This window comes from Paraburkholderia caffeinitolerans (assembly GCF_902859945.1).
In the GTDB taxonomy this organism is placed as follows: Bacteria; Pseudomonadota; Gammaproteobacteria; order Burkholderiales; family Burkholderiaceae; genus Paraburkholderia; species Paraburkholderia caffeinitolerans.
The window spans coordinates 1-23,186 of the sequence record NZ_CADIKL010000069.1 but is presented as its reverse complement, the minus strand read 5'-3'; the positions used below and the strand labels follow the sequence as shown (position 1 = coordinate 23,186).

Here is a 23,186-nt window from a genome sequence, read left to right as displayed (position 1 = left end):
GATCGACACGCGCCCCGCGAGTGGCAGACGGTATGCGAACAATATCTGCCCAAGCCCGATGTTCCGGAATTCCGGCCTCGGTTTTTTTGTGGCTTCAGCCATGCTAGACCCTTACTCTGATTAGACAACAGAACGCATCTGCTGCCGTGATCTGGCGCCAAGCTGTATGGGCCGCCCGCATTATTTCGAAAAACTGGGGGGAAGGGAGCATGACACAGAGCAGATGCTTGCCGGCGCTCGATCTGCCGGCGGTTTTACATCATCTTCATCCATTGATGATATTCTGTCCAATATCTTTCTCGTCTTTCTGAAATACGTTATACAGATATCACGATGGAACTCCGGCACATCCGTTATTTCATGGCGGTAGCAGAAGAGCGCAACGTCACGCGCGCCGCCGAGAAGCTGGGCATTGGCCAGCCCCCTCTAAGTCAGCAGATTCATGCGCTGGAGGACGAACTGGGCGTCCGGCTGTTTCGTCGTACCGGTCATGGAGTCGTTCTCACCGAAGCCGGTGAAGCGTTCGCGACCGACGCAAAGCGTTTGCTGGACAACGCACAGCAAGCGATCACGAACGCAAAAAGCGCTGGACGGGGAGAGATTGGACAACTGAACATCGGCTTTACTGGATCCGCAGCGTTCAATCCAGTAGTGGCGATCCTGATCCGTAAGTTCCGCCAGTCCTATCCTGCTGTTTCACTGACGCTGGTAGAAGGTAATACGGCACAGCTGCTTTCATATCTGGACGATGGCCGGCTCGATGTCGCCTTCGTGAGGCTAGGGAATCAATCGCCAGCTGGCGTTGCGTTCCACCACATTGCCGTTGAGCCCATGAAGCTCGTCTTGCCTACTACGCATCCCTTGGCGAAGAAGCGAAAAATCCCGCTTAATGCACTTGCTCAGGACTCTTTTGTTCTACTTCCTCGCGAAGCAAGTCCAACTTTGCATGACGTGATCATCGGGGCTTGCCGCGACGCTGGCTTCACTCCACTAATGGGTCAACAAGCCCCGCAACTTTCGTCTGTCGTCAACCTGGTCGCGGCTGAATTCGGTGTATCGCTGGTACCCGCATCGGTATGTCAGATTCGCGTTGAGGGGGTTGTCTATGCTGACGTTCTTGGTGGAAACATCTCGATCCGCCTCGCACTCGCTTCGCGCAAGGACGCAAGGACTGCTAAGGTTGCAAACTTCCTTGCGATTGCGAACGATCCAACCATGAATCTTTCCGGCTTAGTTGCTTCGGACTGAACGGGGCAGTCTGGGGGTGTTCCGCGGGCCGGTGAACTGCTCGCGTTATGTGATCAATGTCTACTTTCTGGACGCGGAAGACGGTCGGGCCCCGATTGCTCGGTTATCCGACACCCATCACGATGCATGTTTTGTCCGGTTGAACGTCATCTCTGTCCATTGAGGGGGGCGCGGTTCGGGCTCTAAATTGGCGGCATTAAATTTAGAGGAGACACCGCCATGGCCCATCAGATAACCCTCCGTTTTGAGGACGGCGTGACCCGCTTCATCGAATGCGAGGACACAGAGCGCATCACGGACGCCGCCATTCGCGCGAAAATCAATATTCCGCTCGATTGCCGTGATGGTGTGTGCGGCACCTGTAAGGCGGTCTGCGAGTCCGGCGAGTACGTGCTGGGCGACTGCGTGGAAGAGGCGCTTAGCCCGGAGGAGGCAAGCGAGCGCAAGGTTCTCACCTGCCAGATGAGCCCGCGATCCAACTGCGTGGTTCAGATCGCCACGAATTCCGATGTTTCCGGCACCGGGCCGTCCTCCTTCAGTGGGCGGATCATGGCCTGCGAACGTGCATCGGACAGCACGATCGCCTTCTCGGTCGAGCTCGAGAACCGCGCGGATCTCAGCTTCCTTCCTGGGCAGTACGTCAACATCCGCGTGCCCGGAACCGATCAGACGCGGTCCTACTCCTTTAGTTCGGGGCCGTCCGAGCCGCAATTGTCCTTCCTCGTGCGCAATGTGCGTCAAGGGGCCATGTCGACCTGGTTGTGCGAAAGCGCCAAAGCCGGGGACCCAATCGAGTTTCGCGGTCCGATGGGAAGCTTCTACCTGCGCGCCATCGAGCGCCCGGTGCTGTTTCTGGCGGGCGGCACAGGTCTCGCGCCGTTCCTCTCGATGCTGGACAAGATCGTCGAGGAGGGCGGCAGCCCGTATCCGGTCCACCTGATCCTCGGGGTGAACAACGATGAGGATCTGGTTGGCCTCGACCGACTCGAAGCCTATGCGCAGCGCCTGCCGAACTTCACCTATGCATGCACCGTCGCCAGCCCCGACAGTGCGCACCCCCACAAGGGCTATGTCACCCATCACATCCTCCCCTCACAGCTCAACGCGGGCGACGCGGATGTCTATCTTTGTGGCCCGCCGCCGATGGTTGATGCGGTGCGCAACTATCTCTCGTCCGAAGGGCTGATGCCGCGTAACTTCTATTACGAGAAGTTCGCCGGCACTGGCCTGGTGGTGCAAACCGGCGAGGAGCGCATCGCGCCCGTTGATGTCGATGAAGCCTTCGACCTGCGCATGGCTCTCGAACTGGGGGCGGCTCAATTGACTATGGGCCGGCTGTCGAGCGAGCAATTGATCCGCTTTCGGCAGCTTGCCGAGGCAACGGCGCCGTTTGTGTCCGGGCAGCGTTTTACTGACGTCGCGCGCTACATCGAGGCAAACCACGCCTTCCACCTGTTCACGATCGAGGCTTCCAGGAACACCCAGCTGATTGCGCTCTACCGGCAACTGGCCGTGCAGGACTACATTGCTCGCGCGTTGACCGACCAGATCGAGATCGTCGGCGATATCGTCCAGCAGCACCGGGACATTGTCGGCGCCTTCGAACTGGGCGATCTGAACAAGGCGCGAGACGTGATTGCGCTGCATGCGCTCCATTCGAAGGCCACGATGAGCCGAGCGCTGGAGCGTATGGTGCCGGGCAAGACGGCACCCCAAGTCGCGGCGCCCCCCTTGCCTGTGCCGGCCGTGCCGCAGAGTGCGCCGCAGGTTTGCCCGTTCACGGCCAAAACCCTGCCGGCCTATTCACACGAACTGGACTGGCCCGAGGGGCTGGAGCCATTCAAGGTGGTCGACGACGGCTCGCAAGGCGACCCCTACGAGCACTATCGCTGGATGCGCGAGCATGCGCCTGTGCTGCGTTGCCAGTCGGCGACTTCGGACGTGTGGTTCCTCTCGCGTTATGACGACGTGTACCAGGCGATCCGCAACCCGAAACTGTTTTCCTCCGAGGTCGTGAGCCCACCGCCGCTAACGTTCCTGACGCTGTTCGATGCGCCTGACCATTCGCGCTTGCGCAAGGTCGTCCAGCCGTCCTTCCTGCCGCTGGCGCTCGATCCTTTTATCGAGCAGATCGCGCAAAGGGCGGAGGACCTGGTCGACGCGATGATTACCAAAGGCGGCGGTGACGTCGTCAACGATTTCGCCATCCCGCTCAGCATCTCGACCATCTCCACGATGATCGACGTGCCGAACGAGGATGAAGAGAAGATGAAGTTCTGGTCGGATGAGACCTTCAGCTACTTCGGGCGTCTCGCCCGCAATGCGCCGGGGACCGGCACTGACGAGCAGAGCGCGCAGGCTTTCTTCGCATACCTGAAGGAAGCGATGGAGCGGCTCGCGCTCACCGACAGCCAGTCGATTGGCGGACATATCGCCCGCATGTGGAAGGACGGACTGCTTTCGGAAAAGGAAGCGAAGGAACTGTGTGCCTTCGTCTTCATCGCCGGGCACGACACGACGACCATTCTCGTGGCCAACGCTTTTCGCATGCTCGCTGAACAGCCGGATCTGCTGGGCCGTATCCGCGAAAACCCCGCCGACGCCGATCGCTTCGTCGAGGAGGTGGCGCGCTATCGCGGCACCGTACAGCGCGTGAGCCGCATCACTACCGAAGCGACCACGGTCGCGGGCGTCGATCTGCCCAAGGGCGCGGTGGTGCGACTGCTGCTGTCGGCTGCGAACCGCGACAGCCGCAAGTTTGTCGACGCAGAGACGTTCGACATCGACCGCGATTCCAGCGGCCACCTGGGTTTCGGCAACGGCATGCACAAATGCCTTGGCGCGCCGCTCGCCAAGCTGGAGACGCTCATCGCGACGAAGGCTCTGGCCCGCAAGATTGGCGCGATTGCGCTTGATCCGGCACGGCCGATTCAATATGTGCGGGGCAACAATCTGACCAACTCCGGGCCGGAGCACCTGTTCGTCAAGCTGTGCGGATTATCGGCCTGAATCGGATAGGGGGCGGCCGAGTCAGACCGCTCCCCCCTTTTCAGGCGGCATGGATCGATCGTGCGCCGCCAGGCGGTATTCGGTTGGCCGAAGTCCCGTCTGCTTGCGGAAGAAGCGACCGAAATAAGCCTCGTCCTGAAACCCCAGTTCACTGGCGATCTGCTTCACGCTGAGCGTCGAATAGCCCAGCAGCCGCTTGGCCTCGTGGATCGAGCGTGCGTCGATTGCCTCGATTGCCGAGACCCCAAAGGTGGCGCGGCAGATACGCGAGAGCTGGCCGGTGGTCACACCCATCTCGTTGGCGTAACTGGCGACTGGCAGTCGCTCACGGCAATGGCGGTCGAGCAGCGCGCGGAATCGTTCGATCCGCGTCGCCATGGTCCGCTGCTCGGAGCTGGCTGAAAGCTGGGCGCGCTCGCTGAGGCGCCCGACCTTGACGAAGAGGGCGATCGCCAGCGCCGCGCCTGCGGTGAACTGCCAGCGCTCGTGACTCTCCGCCTCGTGCCCGATCGACTGAAAAAGCGTTTCCAGCGGTGTGCCGCGCTCGGCATCGGGATCGACCGACAGCACCGTTGGCGTGCGCATGAATTCCAGCAGCTCGGGCGCGGCCGTCATTGCCAGCGATTCCAGTGCGGGCTGCGCGGCGGTGATGACGTGACCGTCGATGTCGCTGCGGAAGTGAAAGCCGTGTACCGAGTGCGCTGGCACGACGATCAAGCATGGCGCAACGACTGCCCACGTCCTGCCGTCGATGAAGGTTTCACCGCCCCCGCGGGTGACGTACAGCACCTGGATCAGCGCGTCGTGGACGTGCGGCTTGATCTCGAAGTCGAAACGGCCGGCACGCAGGGGAATGGGCTCGTAATGGACCATGTCGACCCACGATTGGCCGGCCTCCGCACCGTAAAGCGCGTAGTGCAGAACGGTCCGGCGGCGCTCTTGGTCATGGGCCATGATGCACGGTATGTCCTGTTTTATGTCGTCTCTGTCCATTGTTCCACAGGTGCCTGAGGCGTTCAATGGCGATACGGATTTCAGTAAGCGTAATTGCACGGAAAATTTTAGGGAAAGTCATTACATGGCACAGCAAATTGAAAATCGCGCAGCCGCCTCGGCGTCCTATAAGTTGAACCTCGACGGCAAGATCTGCGTGATCACGGGTGCGGGTAGTGGCATTGGTGCCGGCATCGCGCGCGCCTTCGCCAGTGTTGGGGCCCATGTGGCGCTGGTGGACCGCAACCTTGCCGGCGCGGAAGCTGTCGCCGCCGAGCTGCGGGAGGCGGGTGCCGTGGCACAGGCGTTCGGCTGCGACGTGTCGGACGAGGCTTCAGTTGCCACAACCGCCAACGAGGTTCGCGCCGCGCTCGGTTCGGCCAGCGTGCTCGTCAACAATGCAGGACTGCTACGCGCCGGATCGCTCGAGACGGTCTCGATCGCAGACTGGAACCAGGCCATCGCCGTGAACCTCACCGGCTATCTTCTGTGTGCCCGCGCGTTCGGGCGCGACATGCTGGCAGCGGGCAAGGGCAGTATCGTGCACGTTGCCTCGATTGCGGCGCTCAATCCGCAGACCAATAGCGGTTCCTATAGCCCGAGCAAGGCGGGCGTGCTGCTGCTCTCGCGCCAGTTGGCGGCGGAGTGGGGGCCGCGCGGCGTGCGTAGCAACTGCGTGCTGCCCGGCATGATCCGCACCGCGCTGTCCGCGCAGTTCTACGAGGAGCCCGGCTTCGAGGCTCGCCGCGCCGCCGCCACCGCGAGCCGTCGCATCGGCGAGCCGGAGGACCTCGCCGGCCCGGCCATGTTCCTCGCCTCTGATCTGGCGGCCTACGTCAATGGCGCCGAGGTGCTCGTCGATGGCGGCCTTGATTGCATGCTGATGGACATGGTTCCGCGCCCCGGCTTCAACGCCACCCCGGCCGCGTGAGCGCCATCACACCATAACGAAAAGGAGAGTGGATATGGCCAAGGAGATCACTTGCGATCTGGTCGTGGTTGGATCGGGTGCCGCGGGCCTCGCCACCGCGATCACGGCAAAGAAGCGCGGCCTCGATGTCGTCGTGCTCGAAAAGGAGCCTGTGTTCGGCGGTACCACCGCGTTGTCGGGTGGAGTCTTGTGGATTCCGCTGAGCAAATATGGCCGGCAGCAGAACCCGGCGGACTCCGTCGAGCGCGTGCGCGAATACATGATGAGCGAGACAGGCAGCAACTACGATGCCGCCGCGGTCCAGTGCTTTATCGAGAACGGGCCGAAGATGGTCGAGTTCTTCGAGCGGGAGACCGAGATGAAGTTCGTGCCCACGCTCTATCCGGACTATCACCCGGATGCGCCCGGCGGCGCGGACATCGGCCGCTCGATCCTCGCCGCGCCCTATGATATTCGCGGGCTGGGCAAGGACATGCAACGCCTCAAGCCGCCGCTCGAAACGATCACCTTCATGGGGATGATGTTCAATTCCTCGAACGCGGACCTCAAGCACTTCTTCCGCGCGACCAAGTCGATTGTTTCGTTCTGCTATGTGGCCCGCCGTTTAGCTACGCATCTCAAGGAGCTGGCGCTTTACCGCCGCGGGATCAACGTAACCAGCGGCAACGCGCTCGCTGCGCGGCTCGCGAAGTCGGCGCTCGCAATCGGCATTCCGATCCACACTTCGACGCCCGTGAAGGAACTGCTGAGCAAGCAGGGCAAGGTGGCCGGTGTGCTCGCGAGCGCAGCGGACGGTGAGCTTCGCGTCACCGCCCGGCACGGCGTCGTGCTCGCTTGCGGCGGCTTCCCGCACGACCTCAAGCGCATTGCGCAGGTCTATCCGCATGTGAAGCGCGGCGGTGAGCATCTCTCGCCCACGCCCGTCGGCAATACGGGCGACGGGCTGACCATGGCGGAGAAGGTGGGTGGTGCCGTGCAGGTTGGCTTCCCCGATGCATCGGCCTGGATGCCTGTGTCGAAGGTGCCCATCGGCCGTGGCCGCACGGGCGTGTTCCCGCATTTGCTCGACCGCTACAAGCCTGGCGTTATCGGCGTGCTGCGCAGCGGTCAGCGCTTCACCAATGAATCGAACTCCTACCACGATGTTGGCTCGGCGCTAATCCGTGCCTGCGAGGGGGAGCGGGAGACGGCGATGTGGCTGATCTGCGATAAGGTGGCGCTGGGCAAGTATGGCCTGGGCTATGCGAAGCCCGCGCCGATGCCGGTGGGGCCGCTGCTGCGCAAAGGCTATCTCGTCAAGGGCGAGACGATCGGAGAGTTGGCGCGCAATTGCGGGATTGCTCCTGACGCGCTCGAGAAGACGGTCCGCGCTTACAACGTCGATGCCGTGCGGGGAGAAGACCCGGCATTCCATCGCGGCCGCACGTCGTTCAACCGCTATCTCGCCGATCCGGACAACAAGCCCAATCCTTGCGTTGCGCCGATCTCGACTGGCCCCTTCTATGCGGTGAAGGTCGTGATGGGCGATCTGGGCACGTTCGACGGCCTCAGGACCGGCGTTACCGGCGAGGTGCTGCGCGCGGACGGCAGTGAGATCGAGGGCCTTTACGCGGTCGGCAATGACCGACGCAGCGTGATGGGCGGCAACTATCCGGGCGCCGGCATCACTCATGGACCCAACATGACGTTCGGCTATGTCACGGGTAATGCCATCGCCAACAAAGCCACGACCCGCAACGAGAAGGTGCACGCATGAGCCGCCACCCCATGTATCTGGCAAAGCCTCTCGTGGATTTCCGGGTCTACACCATCGCGCTGCGCAAGATGCCCGAGTTCATCGAGGTGTTTGACCGGCTCGCCATGCCGATCCTGCTCGAAACGCTTGGGCACCCGCTCGGCTTTTGGACGAGCCTGGTGGGGCCGCAGAACCAGTTCACCCACCTTTGGGGGTATGACGATCTTGCGGACTACGAACGACGATGCATCGCACGCGATACGCATCCGGATTTCCAGACCTATCTCAAGGCATCGGGCCATCTGATCACGGCGCAGGAGACGCGGCTCATTCGTGCCGCCGCGCTGGGTAGCGTCGCGGAATAAGCCGTTACGCCGCTATCACACATTCGCTGTACCTGTACATCAGGCAGACTTAAACCTCTCACGCCACGGCACTGCGGCGCGCCGTGGCAGATACCGGCCGTCCCGCGCCCACGGTGACGGTGCCGCAATAGAACGACATTAATCTTCGGAGACATCGCAATGGAAACGCTCTATCGCTTCGGCCCCGCCGACGCGCTGCACCCGCTCGTCCATCACGTTGCTGGAGGGCAGTAATGAAGACCTTGGAACGCGTCGTCGATACTCAGGCCTTCATTGACGGCCAACGGTTCTCGCCATTTCAGTGGGTCATTCTCGTGCTGTGCTTTCTCGTGGTCGCCGCCGACGGCTATGACACGGCTGCCATTGGCTTCATCGCGCCGTCGCTCGTGCAGCAGTGGGGCATTACGCGCGTCGCACTGGGTCCGGTGATGAGCGCGGCGCTGGTCGGGCTTGGCATCGGTGCGGTGCTGGCAGGCCCGCTCGCAGACCGACTCGGACGCAAGACCGTGCTGGTGCTTTCCGTGGCGTTCTTCGGACTGTGGAGCCTTGCGGCGGCATTCGCCGGCACGGTCGAGTCGCTGACCGTGCTGCGCTTGTGCACGGGTCTCGGCCTCGGCGCTGCCATGCCGAACGCCGTTACGCTGATGTCCGAGTATGCGCCGACGCGTGTGCGCGCGGTCGTTGTCAATACGATGTTCTGTGGTTTTTCCACCGGACTCGCGCTCGGTGGATTCGCGTCTGCATGGCTGATTCCGCATTTTGGCTGGCAAAGCGTGCTGGTCGCGGGCGGCATCGGGCCGATCGTGCTTACGGTTGTGCTGATCCTTCTCTTGCCGGAGTCCGTTCAGTTCATGGCAGTACGGCAGCGAGCCGACGCAAAAATCGCACGCATCCTCGGCCGTATTGCACCCGGCACGTCGTTCGAAGGTTGCCGCTTCGTCGCGCCCGAGGGCGGCGTGAGCGCGAAGCGCGAATCGGCGATTCGCGTCGTCCTGTCGCGACAGTACCGCTTCGGGACATTGATGTTGTGGCTCGCGTATTTCATGGGCCTGCTGATCTATTACCTGCTCACCAACTGGCTGCCCATGCTGTTTCGCGACACGGGCTTCTCCGGCGCGCGTGCAGCCCTGATGACCTCGCTTTTCCCGCTTGGCGGCGTATTGGGCAACCTGTGCGTCGGCTGGTTCATGGACCGCCTCAATGCCAATCGCGTGATCGCCGCAACGTATGTGCTCGCCGCAGTGATGGTCCTTCTGGTAGGGCGTGGTGTTGGCCACCAGTTGTGGCTCGGCACGCTCATCTTCTTGACCGGGACGTTGGTCACGAGCGCAGTCACGTCGATGTCCGCACTGGCCGCCGCGTTTTATCCGACGCACGGGCGAGCGACTGGCGTTGCCTGGATGCTCGGGGTGGGGCGCATAGGGGGCGTGGCAGGGGCACTGGTCGGCGCGGCTCTGATGGGCTTCGGCTGGCAGATCGGTTCCGTGTTCGGCCTGCTTGCTGTGCCGGCGCTGGTGTCCGCGTGCGCGCTGTTCGTGATGATCGGCCGTGGCGCAGACGCTTCGCAAACGCGCGCACAGCAAAGCGTGCCGATGCACTAGGCACGATCACGATCCGCTCTTGTCGCGAATTCTTATTCAGATAATTAGACATGCGAATAAATAATTCAGGTTTGGAGAACCGCAAATGAAAAAGAAGCTTCTCGCATTGGCCCCGCTTTGCCTGTGCGGTGCATCGGCCTGGGCGCAAAGCAGTCTGACGCTATACGGTGTGCTGGACGAAGGCATCATGTTCAATAGCAACGTTGCCACCGGGCCGTCGAAAGGCGGGCAAAAGTGGTACCTCGACTCACTCAACGGCATGTACGGCAGTCGTTGGGGCATGAGAGGCGCCGAGGACCTGGGTGGTGGCACGCGTGCGATCTTCACGCTCGAATCCGGCGTGAACCTGAATTCTGGCGCCGCGGGGCAAGGGGGACTTCAATTCGGACGGCAGGCGGCCGTCGGTTTGAGCAACCGGCGCTTTGGCGACCTCACGCTGGGGCGGCAGTACGATTCGGTCGTCAACTATGCTCAGGCGGTCACGATTCAGGGCTATCTGGCGAGCGAAGTTTTCCAGCATCCCGGCGACTTCGACAACACCGCAAACTCGCTGCGCACCAACAATTCGATTCGTTATGCGAGCCCGAACATCAACGGACTCACGTTTGGCGCCACCTGGAGCGTGGGCGGCCAACCCGGCAATATCAGCGGCAACGGCGGCTATTCGGCCGGCGTGGCGTACGCAAACGGCGTGGTGACCCTGGCGGCCGCTTACCTCTATTTCAAGAATCCGACCGCGGCCACCGCGGGCCAGGGTTTCTTCACGAGCAACGGCAGCGGAACGCAGTTGACCGGAATCTTGAACAAGGCTTATGCAAGTGCGAATTCCTATCAGGTGGCGGTGGCGGGCGGGCTGTACACGATTGGGCCGGTGCAGATCGGCGCGTCGTGGTCGAACATCGAGTACGGCAATATCGTGGCACTAGGCGGTGCGAGTGCCCGGTTCAATAACGTTGATGCGGGTGTCAAGTGGTCGGTCACGCCGGCATTCAGTCTCGGCGCTGCCTACGATTATGCGAAGGGCAACAATGTTCACACGTCGGAAGGCGCAAACGTCGGCAATCAACATTTCAACCAGTTCAGCGTGATGGCCGATTACTTTCTTTCGAAGCGAACCGATCTCTATGCCGAGGGCGCGTACCAGATCGCGGCGGGTACGTCGTCCACGGGTGCGCCTGCAGTGGCGAACATCGGCAATGCAGGCGACTCGTCGAACACCCGCCAGGCGCTCGTACGCGTCGCGATTCGCCACAGGTTCTGACGCTTCGTTGCACGCACAAGCGGCGCTTGCATCTGGCGGACGGCCACGCGCTCAGGAGATTGCCTGGGCGCGTGGACTTGCGCCAGGTTGCACGCTCGAGTTGATGTCCGCGCAGGGCGGCAGCCCGATGCTGGCAACAGTCAAGTCATTTTCGCTTGCGAAAAGCGTTTGGCGTCACGCCGGTGAATCGCTTGAAGAACCGTGTGAAATACGCGGGCTCCGTGAAGCCCAAAAAATCGGATACCTGATTGATATTGAGTGCGGTATAGGTGAGACTGCGCTTGGCTTCGAGCAGCACTCGCTGATGGACCAGGGCGAGGGCGCTTTTGCCCGCTATGCGCTGGCAAACCCTATTCAAATACACCGGCGTCACGCCTAAGCGTTCCGCGTAACGGCTGATCGGAAAATGTTCGCGGTAATGTTTTTCGATCAGGCCGGAGAATGCCCTCAGGTAGGCTTGGCCACGATCCTGAGGTTCGCCCCTTTCCTCGCCTTGTTGATCCTGACGACTGACCCATACGACGAGCGCGCTCACGAGCGACCGGAGCATCAGGTCCCGTGAAGGTGCAGGAAGTCCGTACTCCTGATTCAACCGGCTGCACAGCGTGTTCAGGTAAGGCAGGTCGTTGCCGACCGAATAACAGCCCGGGTGTTCGAGCACGCGGCGCGGCGCATCGATTTGCTGCTGAAGCCAGTTCATCAGCGGCGCGGCGACGGTCACCACGTATCCGTCGACTTCCGGAGAGAACTGGAAGCCGTGCACGCACATCGGCGGGACGACCTGGACCGATGGCGTGCTTATCGTTGTCTTCTCGCCCTCAATTTCGAGCCGCGCCACACCTTTCTGAACGTAGAGGATTTGCGCGAGGTCCGCGTGCCGATGCTGCCCGATTTCCCAATCGTGCAAGCTGCTTCGTTCCGGTATCGACTCGCAGTGCAGCAAATCGAGCGTGCCCCAGTCAGGCCCTTCGCCGTATAACTTGAAGACGGGGATGTCGCGCTGCGCCGAATGCTTCATGAATTCATCACCGGGTTATCGGTCCACGTAGGACTTTTCAAAAGTCCAATTTTAAACAAAAAAATTGCCTTATCAGCGCTGCGTATTTCTAGAAAAATGCAATTTAACCGTGACGCCAGTTATTGGGGCTCAAAGAGCAAAGCAGAAGTCACGGGCAGAGAAATACAGGAGACATCGGTTATGAAGACCAAAGTTGCGATCATCGGCGCCGGGCCGTCCGGCCTGCTTTTGGGACAGTTGCTGCACAAGGCTGGCATCGACAACGTCATTGTTGAACGTCAGAGCGGCGAGTACGTGCTCGGCCGAATCCGTGCGGGCGTGCTCGAGCAGGGCATGGTCGACCTGATGCGCGAAGCGGGTGTGAGCGAGCGTATGGATGCGGAAGGGTTGGTTCACGACGGTATCGAACTCGTGTTCGGTGGGCGACGTGACCGCATCGACCTGAAGCAGCTCACGGGTGGCTCGTCGGTGCTGGTGTACGGCCAGACCGAAGTGACACGCGATTTGATGGAGGCGCGCAACGCAAGCGGCGCGACCACGATCTACGAAGCCGCCAACGTTCAGTTGCACGACGTGAAAGGCGAAACGCCTTACGTCACATTCGAAAAGAACGGCGAAACATACCGTCTGGATTGCGATTACATCGCGGGTTGCGATGGTTTTCATGGCGTTTCGCGCAAGACGATCCCAGCGGAAGTGCTTACGCATTACGAGCGCGTTTATCCGTTTGGCTGGCTCGGCATGCTGTCCGACACCCCGCCTGTCAACCACGAACTGATTTACGCGCATCACGAGCGCGGCTTTGTGCTGTGCAGCCAGCGTTCGACGACTCGCAGCCGTTACTATCTGCAAGTGCCGTTGACCGAGAAAGTCGAAGACTGGTCCGACGAACGCTTCTGGGAAGAGTTGAAGACCCGCCTGCCCCAGGACGTGGCGGAGAAGGTTGTGACCGGGCCGTCGCTCGAGAAGAGCATCGCGCCGCTGCGCAGCTATGTGGTTGAGCCGATGCAGTACGGCAAGCTGTTTCTCGTTGGCGACGCGGCGCATATCGTGCCGCCGACCGGCGCGAAGGGGTTGAATCTCGCCGCAAGCGACGTGAGCACGCTTTATCGGATACTGAATCGCGTCTACCGCGACGGCCGTACCGATCTACTGGAAAGGTATTCGCAAATCGCGCTTCGCCGGGTGTGGAAAGCAGAACGGTTCTCGTGGTTCATGACGAACCTTCTGCACGAGTTCTCGGAGCGCGATGCCTTCGACAAGCGCATGCAGCGTACCGACTACGACTACTACACGACATCCGATGCCGGGCTCAAGACGATCGCGGAAAACTACGTTGGTTTGCCGTACGAGCCCATTGAATGAAGCGCCCGTGATGTTCGCTTGATTCGCACTCGCCGGCATGCCTCACGTTTGCCCGATCATTCTTGCTCCGGCTCGTCGGGCGCGGCGAGCCGCGAACGGCGTTTCACCGCCCGGCTACGACGCGCGCGTGAACGTCCCCAGGCCCCCCTCGTTGAAACTGTCGAGCGTCACCTTCGGCCCCGCGAAACTGACCTCGAAGCGCGAGCCAGCCGGAGCTTCCGTGGGCGGCAAGACGTAGCTGAACACGTCGCCGTTCCAGTGCGTGCAGGTGAACTGCGTGCCGGCGGGACCGAGCGTGAGCACGAGCGCATTGTTCTGGACGACAACCTGTAGCGGACCGAAATAATCGTTGGCGTAGACGCCCGCGTAATTGGCGAGCGGCTGCGCGGGTGTCGGCGATGCCGGGGGCGTCGCGCCCGCCAGCGCGCCCAAGGGTTGCGAGTACTGGGCGAACACCGAGGTGAAAAACGCCAGCCAGTCCCGCTGGGGCTTGCCATACTGCACAAGATCGAAAAACTGCTGCGCGAGCGCTTCGGGCACGCCCACGGGTGCCGCGTTGGTGAGCACGACAATGGCGAGGTCGATAGACGGTACGACCGTGAAGGTAGTCGCCGCGCCGGTGGTGAACGCGCCGGAATGATTGAACATTGCGCGGCCGCTGTCGGTCGTGCTCAAACTGAAGCCGTAGCCGTAATACGCCGCCGGCAGCGTCGCACTGGCGGCGCGGCTCTGGATCTGTTGCGAGAGTGCCGGCTGGAGCGCGCTGGCGGGAATCACCGTCTGGCCGTTGACGGTGCCGTTGCCGAGTAGCATCGCGAGCCATCGGGCCATGTCGTTCGCGGTCGAGCTGACGCCGCCCGCCGGCGATTGCGGGTCGGGGTCGCGCAGCGGGCCGGGCACGTACTGGCCGTTGACCAGGACGTGGCCCGCCGCGGCATTCGTGCGCGCGGCGAAATCGGCGTAGAGCGAGCTGGTGCGCGTCATGCCGAGCGGCCGGTAGATCGCTTGCTGCGAGAGCGTGGCCCAGTCCACGCCCGCCGCGGCCGCGACGCCGGCCGCGCCCGCGGTGAGCCCGAAGTTCGTGTAGTGATAGGTCGTACGGAACGGGTCGAGCGCGAGGTAGTGCAAACGTTGCAGTATTTGCGTCTGGTCGTAGCCGATCTCTTCGAGCGAGTCGCCGGCATGCTCCGGCAATCCCGAGCGATGCGCGTAGAGATCGCCGACCGTTACCGCCGCCGTGACGCTCGGATCGGACAGCGTGAACCACGGCAGTACACGGGACATGGGGGTGTCCCAGCTCACGACGCCCTGACCGACCTGCGCCGCGACGACCGTCGCCCCGACAGATTTGGATACCGAAGCGAGCTGGAACACGGTGTCGGCGTTGACGCCCTGCTGGGTTGTCACGCTTGTGACGCCATAGCCCTGCGCGAAGACGGTCTTCGCGCCCTGCACGACCGCGACCGACATGCCGGGGATGCCCGAGGTCGCCATCATGCTGCGTGCGAGCCCATCGAGTTGCGCAAGTGCCGCACTAATTTGTGCATCCGATACGGGCCCGTTCGGCGCACCCGAACTTAGCGTCACGGCTGCGCTACCACCACATGCGCTCAGCGCGCCACACAATGCTGTGCCTAGAACGCGCCGACGCATCTGGAAGTGGGGAGTCGTAGTGGGTTCAGTTTTCATTGTCATGGTGAGTTGTGGTTGGTTTGCATAGGTCGTTGGCGTCACGAACATCTCGTCCAAATGCCAGGCGCTGCCCGGGTTGCGCCGCACCGCTGATGACGACAGCAGGGAAGCGGTGGCCGTGATAAAGCGATCTTGTTCTCTTCTTCGCTTCATTCTGCCGCCGCCTGTGCGCCAACCTGATAGCGCCTCCGCGGGGTATCCGAACGCGGCCAGACGGTCGGCAGCGCGGATCATCGTCACGGACGTCGCGATTGATTGAGCCTTATTTCGTCACCTTACGCTGCGCCATATACGCAAGATAGGTCACGACCAGATCGATCTCGCGATCGCTCAACTGGTCCGGGGCAAACGCCGGCATGGCGCGGCCGGGCCAATTGCGGACCGACGCCGGATTGCGGATATAGCGATGCAATGCAGCTGGCTGGAAGTACTCGGTCGGATTCATCGGCAGGTTGAGGTCGGGACCCGCGTTCGCGCTACCCGCGCCATTGAGCCGATGGCACGCAAAGCATTGCGTGATGAACAGGCTCTGGCCAGCTCGCACCGGATCGGTTGCCGGCAGCGCAGGATCAACCGCAAGCGCCGGCCATCGCGTGGCCGGAGATGCTTGTGTGGTGAGCTGCGCGATCTGGTAGGGCCATTGCTCACTACGGACCGACGCCGCAGCTGGGCCGATCCAGACCAGATAAAACGGCCCGGCGCTGACCGCCTTTTCCGGCAGCTTCGGCCATGGTCGCGCCGGATCTTCAATCGCGAGCCACGCAACGGCTCCAGCGGCATCACGATTACGCACGAGGTCCATCGGCAGTTGCGCTACAAAGCCATCGGTTGCGCGAGCCTCCAGCACGCTGTCCGCGGATAGCTTGATCCCGTCCAGCAAGTCGGCCAGCGGTACCGCCCGATAGGTCATCGATTTACCGTAGGCCACATCGTTCGGCACGGTGATGTCGGTTGCATCGGGACGCGCCAGCAATACCTGTGCGGTTAGCGACAAGGTATTGCCACCTATGGTCAGACCGAGCGCGGGCGGCGCGGCCATTGCGCAAGGCACGCTCATGCTGAGCGTCAGCAGCAAGAGAAACAACCAGCGATGTTTCATCCTTTGTTCCCTGTTCGTGTGTGCGCGCGCCTTCATTTTCACGACCCCATCGGTCGTCGATTGAACATCCATAGGCTTCGACGGGCAATATGCCGTTTACGCGGATATCTCCATGCCCGGCGCATGAATAATGGGCGCCTTTCCTCCCGGTTGCGATGAAGCATACCGCCGAAATGTCGTGGTCGAACAACTGCGCGTCGCATTTGTTACGGGGTGCAGTCGCGTATTTTCTAGATCGCATAGCGCTGTGCCGAGATGATTGGCGTCGCCATGTGAGCAACAGCATGCCGACCGCGCAAGTCGCGCTGTTGGCTCGCTGCAAAGCGTGGTTCCATCGGGCAGCCGGCTGGAAACTAGAAATACGGACTGGAGGAAGACATGAGTGGTAGTCATACGGGCCTCGCTACTGGCCTGAAGCAACGTCACGTCACGATGTTGTCGATCGCGGGCGTAATCGGCGCAGGCCTGTTTGTTGGCTCCGGGCACGCGATCGCGGCAGCCGGGCCAGCCTCGCTGATTGCCTATGCGATGACGGGTGCGCTCGTCGTGCTGGTGATGCGCATGCTGGGCGAGATGGCAGTCGCGCATCCGGACAGCGGTTCGTTCTCAACGTATGCCGATCGCGCGATCGGGCATTGGGCCGGCTTCACGATTGGCTGGCTCTACTGGTGGTTCTGGGTGCTCGTGATCCCGATCGAGGCGACCGCCGCCGCAACGATTTTGAACGCGTGGTTCCCGAGCGTCGCGACCTGGGCCTTTGCGCTCGGCGTCACGCTGCTGCTGACGCTGACGAATTTGTTCTCGGTGAAGAACTATGGCGAATTCGAGTTCTGGTTTGCCCTGATCAAGGTGGTCGCGATTGCCGCGTTCATCACCATCGCCGGCGCGGCGGTCTTCGGGTTGCTGCCGGGTGGCCACGCTTCAGGCTTCGCGCACCTCGTGGATCACGGCGGCTTTATGCCGAACGGAGTCGGTGCGGTGTTCGCGGGCATGCTGATGACGATGTTCTCATTCGTGGGCACCGAAATCGTGACGATCGCCGCGGCCGAATCGGAGGATCCGGCTCGCCAGATCGTGCGCGCGACGAATTCGGTGATCTGGCGTATCTCGCTCTTCTATCTCGGCTCGATTCTGTTCGTCACCGCAATCGTCCCCTGGAATGATCCGCTGCTGCCGGTGCACGGCTCGTATCAGCGCGCAATGGAGTTGATCGGCGTGCCGCATGCGAAGGGGATCATCGACGTGATCGTGCTTGTGTCGGTCGCAAGCTGTCTGAACTCGGCGCTCTACACGGCGTCGCGGATGCTGTTCTCGCTGGCCAAGCGCCACGACGCGCCCGCGTTCCTGCATCGCACCGACTCGACTGGCACGCCGCGCGCGGCGGTGCTCGCGTCGACCGCGTTCGGCTTTTTGACCGTGATCGCGAACTACGTGGTGCCGGAGCAGGTGTTCAATGTGCTGATTGCGACGTCGGGTGCAATCGCGCTGCTCGTCTATCTGGTGATCGCGGTATCGCAACTGCGGATGCGCCGGATGCTCGGCGCGAGCAGCGCGGCGCTGCCGTTGCAGATGTGGATGTTTCCGTGGCTCACGTGGGCGGTCATTCTGTTCATCTGCGGGACGCTCGTAACGATGCTGTTCCTCGACGGCCACCGGATCGAAGTCGCCGCGACGGGTGTGCTCGCCGGATTCGTGGTGATCGCGGCGCGGCTGAACAAGCGCAACCACGCCGCGCGTTCGGGTATCGGCCATCGTGGCGTGTCGTCGACCTGACGACGGACCGACGCGCGCAGGCGGCCACGTGGCCGCCTGCTACAGGGCGATTCGTATTCGCACTACGGCATGGATGCTGATGCATATGGAAAAGAACACTCAGCCAATTAGCAGCGCAACGGTGGGCGTGATGTAGGTTGCTCCTGATGCCGCAACGGCTCCAAGCTCCTTCAGCAGAAGCGCGTTGATAGTGGCGGCGTTGCTGGTTTCGAGCCCGTTGCCTGGCACGACCTGATCGGGCCGCTCGACGCTTCGCGTCCCGATGGTGTGGAAAGGCGCGCGGTCCGGCCGGGTTTGAGCGATCATTGCAAAATCCCATCGCTACCGGAGCGTGCCAGATGAGTGTGAATGCCGAATCCGACTGCTTGCGCACCGCGTTGACCCAGTTGCTGGGTTGCCGCTATCCGATCGTCTCGGCGGGCATGGGCGGACCGGCCAGGTCCGAACTCGCCGCGGCCGTTTCCGCAGCGGGGGGATTCGGCTTGCTCGGCATGGTGCGCGAAGTGCCCGAGTTGATCGAGCGGGAGATCGCCGCCGTGCGCGCGGCAACGCCGTGTCCATTCGGCGTGAACCTGATTCCATGTGCGACCGAGCCCGCCTTGTTCGCGGCGGAGTTGGACATGTGCCTCGCGGCGCGCGTGCCCGCGCTGTGCTTCTTCTGGGATGTCGTGCCGGACGCGGTGAAGCGCGCGAAGGATGGCGGAGCCATCGTGCTGTACCAGGTGGGGTCGCTGGCCGACGCATTGGCGGCGCAGCAGGCTGGAGCGGATGCCGTGATCGTGCAGGGTATCGAGGCCGGCGGCCACGTGCGCGGGCGCACCGGCCTTCTTACGCTGCTTCCCGAGGTCGTGCAGAAGGTGCGTGTGCCGGTGGTCGCATCGGGCGGGATCGCTACGGGCGGCGGTCTGATCGCGGCGCTCGCGCTGGGTGCATCGGGCGTGCATTGCGGCACGGCATTTCTAGCGACGCATGAATCGTTCGCGCACGACTATCACAAGGAGCGCATTTGCGAGGCGAGGGCGGGCGATACCGTCTACACCGACCTTTTTGCGATCAACTGGCCGCCCAATTCGCCGGTGCGCGTGCTGGCCAATAGCGTGACGGCCGCGGCGGGCGGGCAGTTGTTCGGTTACCACCCCGACAAGCTGCCCCGCGAAGTGATCGGCCACGAGGACGGGCGGCCGCTCTACCTGTACAGCACCGATTCGCCCTTGCGCAGCACGACAGGCGACCTGGAGCGCATGGCGCTCTTCGCGGGCGAATCGTCGGCGCTCGTGAACGCGCGGACTTCCGCCGCGGAAGTGGTCGAGCGCATGGTGGCGGAGGCGCTTCAAGCGCGGCGACGCATTGGCGCGTGAGGCCTGGAAGGTTGCGGTGCGCCGCCAGGTCGATTTTTTCGGTCGCTTGTTTCGGTCGCTTATTTCGGTCGCTTACTTCAGCCGCCCCGCGAGGAACTGCTGCAACCGTTCGCTGCGCGGCGAGTTGAGCACTTCCTTCGGGTCGCCTTGCTCTTCGATCTTGCCCTTGTGCAGGAACACGACGTGATTCGACACGTTGCGCGCAAACCCCATCTCGTGCGTGACGACGATCATCGTGCGGCCTTCCTCGGCGAGCGCCTGCATCACACGCAGCACCTCGCCCACGAGTTCGGGGTCGAGTGCGGAAGTGGGCTCGTCGAACAGCATCACCTCGGGCTCCATGGCCAGCGCGCGGGCGATCGCCACGCGTTGCTGCTGGCCGCCCGAAAGATGCGAAGGATACTTGTGCTCGACGCCATTCGCGAGGCCCACTTTGGCAAGATACTTGCGCGCGCGTTCCTCGGCTTCGGCGCGGCTCAGGCCCAGCACGCTAACGGGCGCCTCGACGATGTTCTCGAGCACGGTCATATGCGCCCACAGGTTGAAATGCTGGAACACCATCGCAAGGCGCGTGCGCATCGCCCGCAATTGTTTCGGGTCGCTCACGCGCAGCGAGCCGGTGCGGTCGGCGCTCGTGCGAATTTCCTCGCCGTTGACCGTGATGCGGCCGGAGCACGGCGATTCGAGGAAGTTAATGCAACGCAGGAAGGTGCTCTTGCCCGATCCGCTCGAGCCGATCAGGCTGATCACGTCACCGGGTTTGGCCTTGAGCGATACGCCTTTCAACACTTCGTTTTCGCCGAACTTCTTGTGCAGGTCGTCGACAATCAGCTTGTACATATTCAATACTCCATCAACGCGCGGAACGCGTTCAGTGCCCTTGCGGTTTCAGGTAAGCCAGCATCCGGGTTTCCATGCGGCGGAAGGCCCAGATCAAAGCGAAGACGATCGTTGCGTAGAGGATGGCCGCAATGCCGTAAGCCTCGAAGGTCATATAAGTGGCGGAGTTCGCGTCGCGCGCCACTTTCAGGATGTCGGGCACGGTTGCGGTGAACGCGAGCGTCGTGGCGTGCAGCATCAGGATCACTTCATTGCTGTACGCGGGCAGCGCGCGGCGCAATGCCGAGGGCAGGATGATGCGCGTGTAGAGCTTGAACTTCGACATGCCGTAGGCGAGGCCCGCCTCGATCTCGCCAGCCGGGGTCTCGCGGATCGAACCGGCAAAGATCTCGGTGGCGTAGGCGCATTCGTTGAGCGTGAAGGCGAGCAGCGTGCAATTCATCGCACTCCGGAAGAATTCGCCGAGCAGCGCATGCGTATGCACATAGTTCAGGCTATAGATGCCGGTGTAGCAAAGCAGCAACTGAACATAGAGCGGCGTGCCGCGAAACACATAGGTGTAGAGCCAAACCGGTCGCGAGATCCACGGATTGCGCGAAGCGCGCGCAACCGCGAGCGGCACGGCCAATCCGAAGCCCAGCACGATCGAGATGACCAGCAGCCAGAGCGTGATGACGAGGCCGCTGTAGTTGAAGCCGTCGCTGTACAGGTAGTTCGGCCAGTATTGCTGAAGCAGTTCGATCACAGCGCGGCCCTCCGCACACCGGTCGAATAGCGCTTTTCGAGGCGGTGCAATGCCAGGTTGGAAACAGTGGTGATGGCGAGATAGATCGCGCCGGTTGCGAGCGTGAAGAAGAAGAATTCCTGGGTGGCTTTGCCCGCGTCCTGCGAGGCTTTCACCACATCGGCGAGGCCGATGATCGAAACCAGCGCGGTGGCCTTCACGAGCACCTGCCAGTTATTGCCGATGCCCGGCAGCGCGAAACGCATCATCTGCGGAAACAGGATGCGCGTGAACACGCGCGTGGAGCTCATGCCGTATGCGAAGCCCGCTTCGATCTGGCCGCGCGGCACGGCGAGAAACGCGCCCCGGAACGTCTCGGTGAAGTACGCGCCGTAGATGAAGCCGAGCGTGATGACGCCGGCCACGAACGGGTCGATGTCGATCTGGTCCATGCCCATCGCGTCGGTCAGGTGGTTCAGCCAGATCTGGATGCTGTAGAAGAGCAGCAGCATGAGCACGAGATCGGGCACCGCGCGGATCAGCGTCGTGTACATCGTGCCGAGGCGCGCGAGCATGCGGTTGGGCGAGAGCTTCGCGGCAGCGCCGATGAGGCCCAGCACGAACGCCGCGGCGAGCGACAGCAGCGAGAGCTTGATGGTTTCCCACGTGCCGGCGAGGAGGAGAGGGCCGAAGCCTTGGAAGAGCATGGATGGACGTCCTTCAATGACGGGGCGCTTTACGCTTTACGCGTGCCGCGCGCTGCGCAGCAACTGCACGATAAGCGCCCCGTGTCGATGCAAGTGAAGCGGCAAGCAAGGCGATCGGGTTAGCCGCCGTACACGTCGAAGTCGAAGTACTTCGACTGGATCTTCTTGTACGTGCCGTCCTTGATCATGTCGGCGATCGTCTTGTCGATCTTCGCCTTGAGGTCGGCGTCGTCCTTGCGCAGGCCGATGGCGGCGGCGCCCGTGGGGATTTCCGGCCCGGCGAACGCGAAGCCTGCGCCGCGCGGCGTCTTCAGGAAGCCGAGATCGGCTTGCACTTCATCCTGGAGCGCAGCGTCCAGACGGCCCGACTTCAGGTCCAGATAAACCTGGTCCTGGTTCTGGTACGTAATGACGTTCACACCCTTGGTCGCCCAGTTCTGCTTGGCGTAGGTTTCCTGGGTCGAACCCTGTTCGACGCCCACCGTCTTGCCCTTGAGCGACTCGATGGTCGGCTGCAGGGTCGAGCCCTGCTTCGCGACGAGGCGCGTGGGGGTGTTGTAGAGCTTCTGCGAGAACGCAATCTGCTGCTCGCGCTGCGGCGTGACCGTGAGCGCGGAAAGCGCACCATCGAACTTCTTGGCCTTCAGGCCCGGAATCATGCCGTCGAAGTCCTGCTCGACCCACACGCACTTCGCGTTCAGGCGCTTGCAGATCTCATTGCCGAGGTCGATGTCGAAGCCGACGAGCTTGCCGTCGGGTGCCTTCGACTCGAACGGTGCGTAGCTGGCGTCGGTGCCGAAGCGGATGGTGGACCAGTCTTTCGCGTAAGCGCCGCCGGCGGCAAGAGCGAGTGCGACACACAGGGCAAGTTTCTTCATGACGTCTCCGAACGGAATTTTCTGCTGAGCAGTGAGTTGTCTATACAAATTACCGATTGCACCGGGGTGCAACAATCGGTGTAATTACCTGGGCCAAGTGCTTGTGCTGTAAACGAAAGGCCCCGTAATTCCGGCGTCAGGAAGGCGAGGATGAGGGTATACACGAATCGCTTTTAACTTGTATAGACAAGTCGTTTTGTGTAATCTGACGTCATCTTGTCCATACAACTTCCCGACTGCGATGATTACACTGACCCCTGGCCATCTGACCCTCCCGCAACTGCGCCAGATCGCGCGCGCCGCGGACAGCAGCAGCGTCCAGCTCCAGCTCGACCCGGCAAGCTTTGCCGCGATCGATGCGAGCGCGCGCACCGTTGCCGAAATCACGGCCAAGGGTGAGCCGGCTTACGGCATCAACACGGGCTTTGGCCGCCTTGCCAGCACACATATCCCGCGCGAGCAGCTCGAACTGCTGCAGCGCAATCTGGTGCTGTCGCACGCCGTGGGCGTGGGCGAGCCGATGTCGCTGCCGGTCGTGCGCCTGATGATGGCGCTGAAGCTCTCGAGCCTGGGCCGTGGCCACTCGGGC

Annotated in this window: 20 protein-coding genes and 1 pseudogene; 11 read left to right on the top strand and 10 right to left on the bottom strand. The window is 62.2% G+C overall.

The annotated features are described in order from the left end of the window. Positions 1 to 102: pseudogene (locus tag HV773_RS35250) on the bottom strand (succinate dehydrogenase, cytochrome b556 subunit); the annotation flags it as partial. A 231-nt stretch (positions 103 to 333) separates the two neighbouring features. Between HV773_RS35250 and HV773_RS35245 the strand changes: the two are divergent. Beyond that, a complete protein-coding gene (locus HV773_RS35245; RefSeq protein WP_175198421.1) occupies positions 334 to 1,248 on the top strand; it encodes a LysR substrate-binding domain-containing protein in 915 nt (304 codons plus the stop codon). A gap of 219 nt (positions 1,249 to 1,467) precedes the next feature. Next, complete coding sequence (benC, locus tag HV773_RS35240) at positions 1,468 to 4,257, top strand: benzoate 1,2-dioxygenase electron transfer component BenC (RefSeq protein WP_175198420.1); 2,790 nt, start codon at positions 1,468 to 1,470, stop codon at positions 4,255 to 4,257. A gap of 21 nt (positions 4,258 to 4,278) precedes the next feature. Here benC and HV773_RS35235 read toward each other — a convergent pair whose 3' ends face one another. After that, the gene (locus tag HV773_RS35235; protein WP_175198419.1) at positions 4,279 to 5,211 is read right to left on the bottom strand and encodes a helix-turn-helix domain-containing protein; all 933 of its coding nucleotides are present in this window, start codon (positions 5,209 to 5,211) and stop codon (positions 4,279 to 4,281) included. A 124-nt stretch (positions 5,212 to 5,335) separates the two neighbouring features. On the opposite strand from HV773_RS35235, the gene HV773_RS35230 reads away from it, so the two are divergent. From HV773_RS35230 to HV773_RS35210, 5 genes are all read left to right on the top strand, one after another. Further along, on the top strand, positions 5,336 to 6,181 hold the full coding sequence (locus tag HV773_RS35230; RefSeq protein WP_175198418.1) for an SDR family NAD(P)-dependent oxidoreductase: 846 nt from the start codon (positions 5,336 to 5,338) through the stop codon (positions 6,179 to 6,181). Positions 6,182 to 6,194: 13 nt separating this feature from the next. After that, complete coding sequence (locus HV773_RS35225; RefSeq protein ID WP_281365336.1) at positions 6,195 to 7,937, top strand: FAD-dependent oxidoreductase; 1,743 nt, start codon at positions 6,195 to 6,197, stop codon at positions 7,935 to 7,937. Then, the gene (locus tag HV773_RS35220; protein WP_175198416.1) at positions 7,934 to 8,281 is read left to right on the top strand and encodes an NIPSNAP family protein; all 348 of its coding nucleotides are present in this window, start codon (positions 7,934 to 7,936) and stop codon (positions 8,279 to 8,281) included. Before HV773_RS35225 ends, HV773_RS35220 begins: the two co-directional genes overlap by 4 nt. A gap of 233 nt (positions 8,282 to 8,514) precedes the next feature. Beyond that, positions 8,515 to 9,882, top strand: a complete 1,368-nt coding sequence (locus tag HV773_RS35215; RefSeq protein WP_175198415.1) for an MFS transporter — start codon at positions 8,515 to 8,517, stop codon at positions 9,880 to 9,882. An 85-nt stretch (positions 9,883 to 9,967) separates the two neighbouring features. Continuing rightward, the gene (locus tag HV773_RS35210) at positions 9,968 to 11,143 is read left to right on the top strand and encodes a porin (RefSeq protein WP_175198414.1); all 1,176 of its coding nucleotides are present in this window, start codon (positions 9,968 to 9,970) and stop codon (positions 11,141 to 11,143) included. A gap of 145 nt (positions 11,144 to 11,288) precedes the next feature. Here the strand turns inward: HV773_RS35210 and HV773_RS35205 are convergent, their stop codons facing one another. Next, positions 11,289 to 12,161 carry a helix-turn-helix domain-containing protein gene (locus tag HV773_RS35205; protein WP_175198413.1) on the bottom strand — a complete coding sequence of 291 codons (873 nt, stop codon included), beginning with the start codon at positions 12,159 to 12,161 and terminating at the stop codon, positions 11,289 to 11,291. A gap of 180 nt (positions 12,162 to 12,341) precedes the next feature. On the opposite strand from HV773_RS35205, the gene pobA reads away from it, so the two are divergent. Continuing rightward, positions 12,342 to 13,526 (top strand): 4-hydroxybenzoate 3-monooxygenase, encoded by a 1,185-nt coding sequence (gene pobA / locus HV773_RS35200; protein ID WP_175198412.1) that lies wholly within the window; start codon positions 12,342 to 12,344, stop codon positions 13,524 to 13,526. A 114-nt stretch (positions 13,527 to 13,640) separates the two neighbouring features. On the opposite strand, the gene HV773_RS35195 is transcribed toward pobA, so the two are convergent. Together HV773_RS35195 and HV773_RS35190 are read right to left on the bottom strand one after the other, a co-directional pair. After that, positions 13,641 to 15,215 carry a serine hydrolase gene (locus HV773_RS35195; protein WP_175198423.1) on the bottom strand — a complete coding sequence of 525 codons (1,575 nt, stop codon included), beginning with the start codon at positions 15,213 to 15,215 and terminating at the stop codon, positions 13,641 to 13,643. Between the two features lie 265 nt (positions 15,216 to 15,480). Then, positions 15,481 to 16,317 carry a c-type cytochrome gene (locus HV773_RS35190; protein WP_175198422.1) on the bottom strand — a complete coding sequence of 279 codons (837 nt, stop codon included), beginning with the start codon at positions 16,315 to 16,317 and terminating at the stop codon, positions 15,481 to 15,483. Positions 16,318 to 16,695: 378 nt separating this feature from the next. Here HV773_RS35190 and gabP point away from each other — a divergent pair, with 378 nt between their 5' ends. After that, complete coding sequence (gene gabP / locus HV773_RS35185; RefSeq protein WP_175198411.1) at positions 16,696 to 18,090, top strand: GABA permease; 1,395 nt, start codon at positions 16,696 to 16,698, stop codon at positions 18,088 to 18,090. A 99-nt stretch (positions 18,091 to 18,189) separates the two neighbouring features. Here gabP and HV773_RS37205 read toward each other — a convergent pair whose 3' ends face one another. Further along, the gene (locus HV773_RS37205) at positions 18,190 to 18,396 is read right to left on the bottom strand and encodes a hypothetical protein (protein WP_246282635.1); all 207 of its coding nucleotides are present in this window, start codon (positions 18,394 to 18,396) and stop codon (positions 18,190 to 18,192) included. 32 nt (positions 18,397 to 18,428) lie between these two features. Between HV773_RS37205 and HV773_RS35175 the strand changes: the two genes are divergently transcribed. Beyond that, a complete protein-coding gene (locus HV773_RS35175) occupies positions 18,429 to 19,448 on the top strand; it encodes an NAD(P)H-dependent flavin oxidoreductase (protein WP_175198410.1) in 1,020 nt (339 codons plus the stop codon). Positions 19,449 to 19,520: 72 nt separating this feature from the next. Here the strand turns inward: HV773_RS35175 and HV773_RS35170 are convergent, their stop codons facing one another. From HV773_RS35170 to HV773_RS35155, 4 genes are all read right to left on the bottom strand, one after another. Next, positions 19,521 to 20,288, bottom strand: a complete 768-nt coding sequence (locus HV773_RS35170) for an ABC transporter ATP-binding protein (protein ID WP_175198409.1) — start codon at positions 20,286 to 20,288, stop codon at positions 19,521 to 19,523. A gap of 31 nt (positions 20,289 to 20,319) precedes the next feature. Then, positions 20,320 to 21,033: an ABC transporter permease gene (locus tag HV773_RS35165; RefSeq protein ID WP_175198408.1), complete on the bottom strand. Its 714-nt coding sequence runs from the start codon at positions 21,031 to 21,033 to the stop codon at positions 20,320 to 20,322. Further along, positions 21,030 to 21,719: an ABC transporter permease gene (locus tag HV773_RS35160; protein WP_175198407.1), complete on the bottom strand. Its 690-nt coding sequence runs from the start codon at positions 21,717 to 21,719 to the stop codon at positions 21,030 to 21,032. The genes HV773_RS35165 and HV773_RS35160 overlap by 4 nt, the downstream gene beginning before the upstream one ends. A 119-nt stretch (positions 21,720 to 21,838) precedes the next feature. Beyond that, positions 21,839 to 22,597, bottom strand: coding sequence for an ABC transporter substrate-binding protein (locus HV773_RS35155; RefSeq protein ID WP_175198406.1), 759 nt, complete (start codon positions 22,595 to 22,597; stop codon positions 21,839 to 21,841). A gap of 241 nt (positions 22,598 to 22,838) precedes the next feature. Here HV773_RS35155 and HV773_RS35150 point away from each other — a divergent pair. After that, the coding region (locus HV773_RS35150; RefSeq protein ID WP_175198405.1) for an aromatic amino acid lyase at positions 22,839 to 23,186 on the top strand (348 nt) is incomplete at its 3' end.